The sequence below is a fragment of the Aeromonas molluscorum 848 genome (assembly GCF_000388115.1).
In the GTDB taxonomy this organism is placed as follows: domain Bacteria; phylum Pseudomonadota; class Gammaproteobacteria; order Enterobacterales; family Aeromonadaceae; genus Aeromonas; species Aeromonas molluscorum.
Genome location: NZ_AQGQ01000203.1, coordinates 1 through 6,566, shown reverse-complemented (window position 1 = coordinate 6,566; position 6,566 = coordinate 1). Strand labels below are relative to the sequence as shown.

The window sequence follows — 6,566 nt, the reverse complement described above, 5'->3', positions numbered from 1 at the left end:
CAAGCTGGAGCTGCTCAATGTCCCCTAGGTCCCCTCGCATGATGACGCCCCAGAGTGGCAGCGCCATCATGGTCGCCCTTTTCGTCATCGTCATCATGGCGTTGCTTGCCGCGGCCATGGGGCGTTTCCTGCTCGATAGCAGTGAAAAAAACACGGTGGAGGTGCGCGGGGTGCGGGCCTTGATGGCGGCCCAGAGCGGGCTGGAGATGGCCCTCTATCAGCTGTTTCCCAACCGCAGTGGTGCCGACCAGCCCGCCGCCTGCACCAATGTGGCAGCATCCCGGGCATTTGACGAGCCCGGTCTGCAGGGGTGTCAGGTGGCGGTGAGCTGCAGCGAGATCCAGACCCAGCGAGATGGCGAGACCAGCATCACCTACCGGCTCACCAGCCTGGGCTCCTGTGGTACAGCAGCGCAGGGAAGCGCCAGCCCTGATTTTGCCGTGAGCCGCACCCTGGTGGCGGAAGCCTTCGATGGCGTGACGCCCTGATAACGCCTGTGAGGAGTGAGAATTCATGATGTCCCGCTTTCGTCCCGTCCTTTGCCTGGCGCTGGTCTGGTGCTCCGCCTCGGTTGAGGCCGCCAGCCAGTGTACTGCGGCCTTCACCTACCCGGTCCAGAGTCATGCCGCTCCCGGCCGACTCACCATGAGTGGGGAGAGCCGGATCACCAGCGCCACCGTGGATACCAACTACCCCTTCCTTGGCAAAACCATCCAGCCAAATGCCAACTGCAACAACGGCGGCTATTGGAACGGGGGAACCTGGATCGCCAATTGCAACGTCAGCGGGGCCTTGGCCAATCCCCTCAAGGATGTGGCTTTTATCAGCGATCCCGATGAGTTTCCGGCCGATCCCGGCGATTTCCCCACCTACAACGGACAGAGCAACCTGGCATGTACCAGCGCCTTCACCCCCGCGCCCGGTAATTACAAGAACGCTTCCTGGAACAACGGCAACTGCCTGGCCACTCTGCAATCCGGGCAAACCTATCGCTTCGACACCCTGTCGCTCTCTGACGGGGCCGTGCTCAACCTCAATGGCGCGACCGTCTATGCCAAGGCAGTACAGGTCACAGGGTACTCGGATGGCATCAAGGGCAGTGGCAACCTGCACGTGGATCAGCTGACGGTCTCCGGCAACGGCAAGCTGTCCGGTGCGAACGTCACCGTTTATGACAGACTGGCGCTGTCGACCAGCTCGATTGGCAATGTCACGGCCAGTTTCCAACCCCACTATCTCGACAGGGCCAGCTTGAGTGGGCAGAGTCAGATGCCCATGGCGGCGGGCGACTGGGCCATCAGGGACCTGACGGTCGAGGACAACAGCGACATGACTCTGCAGGGCCACAGCTCCCTCAGCGTCTATGGACTCAAGATGAAAGACCAGGGCAGGATCACGGCGGCGGGTAGTCGCGGCGATCTGACCCTCAAGTTGCATCAGACCCTGGAGGTGAGCGACAACGGCGTCATCAATGGCTACTTGCAGGCCCCCTATGTCAGGACATTCAAGCATCAGAGCTCGTCCGATATCCGGCTCTACTTCCGTGGCGGCAGCCACTGGATCGACAAGCTGGAGCTTGGCAGCAACGACAAGCTGATCTTCGATACCGGCGATGCCGCCCAGCTCTACCTCAAGAGTGACCTTACCCTGAGTAACCAGATGGAGGTCAATGCCGGCGGCAAAGCCAACGATCTGATGTTCTACCACTTTGGCAGGATGACCATCAGCGACAACGCCATGCTCAACGCCATCCTCTATGTGAATGCGGGTGATCTGGTCATGAGCGGGCAGGCTCAGCTGACGGGGGCTGTGTCGGCGGTAAATGTCACCATGGCGAACAATAGCAAGATCATCCATGAACCTTTTACCGGTGACTGGCCCGGTATCTGCGAAGAGGATCTGATCTGCTTCAGTGACGACTTCTCCGCCAGCGGCCTCGGCAACAGCTGGGTGGTGGCCCGCAGCAGCGGCAATTTCACCCCCGCCATCGTCAATGGCCGGCTCGGCATGACCCAGGCCAGTCCCCGCCAGTCCACTTCGGCGACTTATCAGCGCCTGTTCCCCGCCGCTAACAATCTGGTGACCATCGAATTCGACCAGTATGCCTATGAGGGCAACGGGGCGGACGGTATGGCGGTGGTGTTGTCCGATGCCAGGGTGACCCCCCAGCCGGGGGCTTTCGGTGGGCCGCTTGGCTATGGTTTCAAGCCAGGTGTCAGCGGTTTTGCCGGAGGCTGGCTCGGTGTGGGAATAGATGAATATGGCAACTTCTCCGGCGAAGGCGGGGCGACCAACAAGGGGCGGCGCAAGCAGTCCGTGGTGGTGCGTGGCTCGGGCTCAGGCACCAGCGGCTACAACTACCTCAAGGGCACCTGCAACAACGGCGCCGACAACGCTGGCGGCAACTGCCTCTCGCCGACCGTGGACAGCGGCTCGGACAGTAGTCGCCCCCATCGCTATCGGCTGACGGTGGATTCGCGTACCGGCGGTCAGTCTCTGGTCAAGATCGAGCGCAACACGGGCAGCGGTTACAGCACCCTGATCGACAGCTTCAATGCTGCCGGTCAGAGCGGCCAGGCCGCCGTGCCTGATAACTTCCTGTTGTCGCTGACTGGCTCGACCGGGGACCTGACTAATGCCCACCAGATAGACAATGTCCGGATCTGCGCCCTGCGCTCCGACCCCGTAGGCAATCAGATTGACCATTTTGAGTTCGACCATGGTGGCCATCCCCTGACCTGCAATCCGGAGACCCTGACCATCCGGGCCTGCGCCAATGCCAGTTGTAGCCAGCTGTTCACGGAGCCGGTGAGCGCCACGCTGACACCGGCAAAGAGCGGCAGCAATGGCTGGATCGCCAGCAATCAGGTGAGCTACAGCGGCAACACTGCCATGGTGAGCTTCAGCGGCGGCAGCACCAGCTTGCAGCTGCGCAACAATCTCAAGGGGGCCGTGGTCGTGGGGGTGAGTGGCTCGACCCCGTCCACCAAACCGCTGAGCACCACCTTGTGCCGGGCGGGGGGCGGGGCGCTCAGCACCTCTGCCTGTACTCTGGACTTTGCCGACAGCGGCTTTGTGTTCGATGTGCTGGATACCCTGGCCAACAAGCCGCAGCTGGTGGTGATGAAGGCGGTCAAGAAAGACGATGTGAGCCAGCAGTGCGTGCCCGGTTTTGCCGATGTGAGCAAGCCGGTCAGCTTCTGGAGCGGCTATGTCAGCCCGGCGAGCAATGCCTTTGACAGCAGGGTCACGGTCAACGGCACTGCCATCGCCACTTCCCAGGGGACGGCAATCGCCGGCAACCTGAATTTCGATGCCAAAGGGGAAGTGACCCTGGCGGTCAACTATCCGGATGCGGGCAAGATGCAGCTCAATGTCCGCCACGATGGCAGTGGTGACACGGCCGGCCTGGTGATGACGGGAGCGGATACCTTCATCAGCCGTCCCGTCGGGCTCTGCATCACGCCCGCTGAGGGCTCCTGTACGACAGGGAATGCCAGTTGCGCCGTGTTCAAGAAGACCGGTGAGGCTTTCCAGCTCAATATCAAAGGAGTGGCCTGGCAAGCGGAGGATGACGAGGATCTGTGCAGCGACAACCTGGCGACCCCCAACTTCGCGCTGGCCAATATTTCGCTGGGCAGCGAGCTGGTGGCGCCCAAACCCGGTGTGGAGGCAGTGGTCGGTACATCCCGCTATGACCACTCCAATGTGAAGGGCAGCAATAACCTCAACGGCATCAGTCAGTCGATCAACGAGGTAGGGGTGTTCCAGATGACGGCGACACCACCAGTGGCGATATCCCCAGCAACGGGTTATTTCGGATACACCATTCCTCCCGCTATCAGCACGCCTGTAGGGCGCTTTATTCCAGTGGATTTCAATCTGGTCAGCGGCGACATCATGCCCGCCTGCGGCGAGTTTTCCTATATGGGGCAACCCTTCCTGGCGAAGCTGAATATCCAGGCCCGCAATCAGTTTGGACAGACAACCGAGAACTATCGGGAGGACTTTGCCAAGGGGAGAGCCTACCTGAGTGCGGCGAATAATAGGGATGGTATATCGCTCTCGTCTCGACTGCGCAGTCTGGCACCACTGCCCTGGCTGAAGGGGGAGGCCAACGTTCGCGGGGTGACCGAGTTTGTCCGTCTCTCCGATAGCCAGCCGGACGGCCCCTACCGCGCCCTCTCGTTTGGCCTCTATATGCAGGACCAGGATGGTGAGCGGACCCTGATCGCCAACCCCGACTTCAATGACGTGCAGGTTGGGACATGCAGCGGTGCCGGCTGCAATGCGAGGCTCATCGATGAGGTGCCCATGGAGGCTTACTTTGGCCGAGTGCAGGCCGGCACTCGGCAGGGGGTGGCCACGGCGCCGCTGGCGGTGCCCCTGCAACTGCAATATTACCAGGCGGGGGAGTGGCACTATATGCTGGCGGATCAATGTACCCGTCTCTCCCTAAGCGATGATGGCATTATGTTTACCGACGACAATCAGAGTTTCGATGAGGGAAGCGGCAATCTGGCGCTGGATGACAACACCCGGATCCGGCTCGGCTTGGGTCAGATGGCGCCCGGTGCCATGGCTGAAACCGCACGGGATGGCGTCGTCCTTTTGCAGTTCGGGGCCCCAGGCCGATCAGTGCGTATTCCATTTAGGCTCGATCTGAGCAGGCAACCCGAGTCGGCGTTGCAACCAGGGCGGCGGCCGCTCTGGCTTTGGGACCCCCAGAGCTTGAATGGCATGGCGATTTTCGGCATGGGTCGCGGTAATGACAGAATTATTTATCGCCGCGAAGTGATGCCCTGAAACTGATATCTGGACGAGGATCGGGGCTGTTTGGCCTGAGCCCGCCTCTTATCTCCTTGTTTCTTAGTGTTTGTCTGCTTGTGCCAGTGAGTGATGACTCGCATTTTTGTCGCGCTTGATTGATTGGTGACAGTTTGAGCGCTTGCCGATTGGGGTGGGCATTGGTAAAGTTAGCCGGTTTTCCGCACCTCCAAATTCTTAGGATTTCCCGTAGCCATGTTCAAAAAGCTCAGAGGCGTCTTTTCCAACGATCTGTCGATCGACTTGGGAACTGCCAACACCCTGATCTACGTAAAAGATCAAGGGATCGTCCTTAACGAACCCTCAGTTGTCGCCATTCGCCAAGAGCGCGGGAACGCCAAATCGGTCGCTGCCGTCGGTCATGCCGCCAAGCAGATGCTGGGCCGTACCCCAGGCAACATCTCCGCCATCCGTCCGATGAAAGACGGCGTTATCGCCGATTTCTACGTGACCGAGAAGATGCTGCAGCACTTCATCAAGCAAGTGCATGACAACAACTATTTCCGCCCCAGCCCCCGTGTGCTGGTGTGCGTGCCGTGTGGTTCTACCCAAGTAGAACGTCGTGCCATCAAGGAATCTGCACTGGGCGCTGGTGCCCGTGAGGTTTACCTGATCGATGAACCCATGGCTGCCGCCATCGGTGCCGGCCTGCCGGTTTCCGAAGCGACCGGTTCCATGGTGGTCGATATTGGTGGTGGTACCACGGAAGTGGCCATCATCTCTCTGAACGGCGTGGTTTACTCCCAGTCCGTGCGGATCGGTGGTGACAAGTTTGACGAAGCCATCATCAGCTACGTGCGCCGCAACTATGGCAGCCTGATCGGGGAAGCCACCGCCGAGCGCATCAAGCACGAGATAGGCTCCGCCTATCCGGGCGAAGAAGTGCGCGAGATCGAAGTGCGTGGTCGTAACCTGGCTGAAGGTGTACCGCGCAGCTTCACTCTGAACTCCAACGAGATCCTGGAAGCGCTGCAAGAGCCGCTGTCCGGTATCGTCGCCGCCGTGATGGTGGCCCTGGAGCAATCTCCGCCGGAACTGGCGTCCGACATCTCCGAGCGCGGCATGGTGCTGACCGGTGGTGGTGCCCTGCTGAAAGACATCGACCGTCTGCTGATGGAAGAGACTGGCATTCCGGTTGTCGTGGCTGAGGATCCCCTCACCTGTGTGGCCCGTGGCGGCGGCAAGGCGCTGGAGCTGATCGACATGCACGGTGGCGACCTATTCCACTACGAATAAGACCCAAAGCCGGCCGAGCGCCGGCTCTTTTTTGACGACTCATGAAACCCATTTTTGGTAGAGGCCCTTCGCTTCAGTTACGGTTGTTTCTCGCCGTCATCATCTCGGTTGCTGCCATCGTTGCGGATTCCCGCTTCGGTGTGTTCAGTCACGTCCGCGTTTATCTGAGCTCCCTCGTCAGCCCGCTGCAATATATCGCCAATGCCCCCAGCTCCCTGCTCGACACCATGTCGACTCAGGTGCAGACCCGATCCGACCTGATTGAGCAGACCAAGCAGCAGGAGCAGCAGTTGTTCACCCTGCGCTCGCGCCTGCTCAAGATGGATCATCTGGAGCATGAGAATCAGCGGTTGCGAGAACTGCTCGGCTCCCCAGTTCATAATGAGTCCCGAAAGATGGTGGCCGAGCTGCTGTCGGTAGATTCCGACCCTTCAGCCATCAGGTACTGATCAACAAGGGTCGCACTGGATGCGTCTATAACGGCCAGCCGGTGATCAACGATC

General features: G+C 60.2%; 3 protein-coding genes and 1 pseudogene. All 4 read left to right on the top strand.

Annotation, left to right across the window (positions count from 1 at the left end):
• The first annotated feature begins 68 nt into the window (after positions 1-68).
• Positions 69-488 carry a hypothetical protein gene (locus G113_RS18280; RefSeq protein ID WP_051106583.1) on the top strand — a complete coding sequence of 140 codons (420 nt, stop codon included), beginning with the start codon at positions 69-71 and terminating at the stop codon, positions 486-488.
• Positions 489-513: 25 nt separating this feature from the next.
• A complete protein-coding gene (locus G113_RS18275) occupies positions 514-4,806 on the top strand; it encodes a DUF6701 domain-containing protein (protein WP_005908377.1) in 4,293 nt (1,430 codons plus the stop codon).
• Between the two features lie 216 nt (positions 4,807-5,022).
• Positions 5,023-6,063: a rod shape-determining protein gene (locus G113_RS18270; protein WP_005340051.1), complete on the top strand. Its 1,041-nt coding sequence runs from the start codon at positions 5,023-5,025 to the stop codon at positions 6,061-6,063.
• A 41-nt stretch (positions 6,064-6,104) separates the two neighbouring features.
• Positions 6,105-6,566, top strand: a pseudogene (mreC, locus tag G113_RS18265) (rod shape-determining protein MreC); the annotation flags it as partial.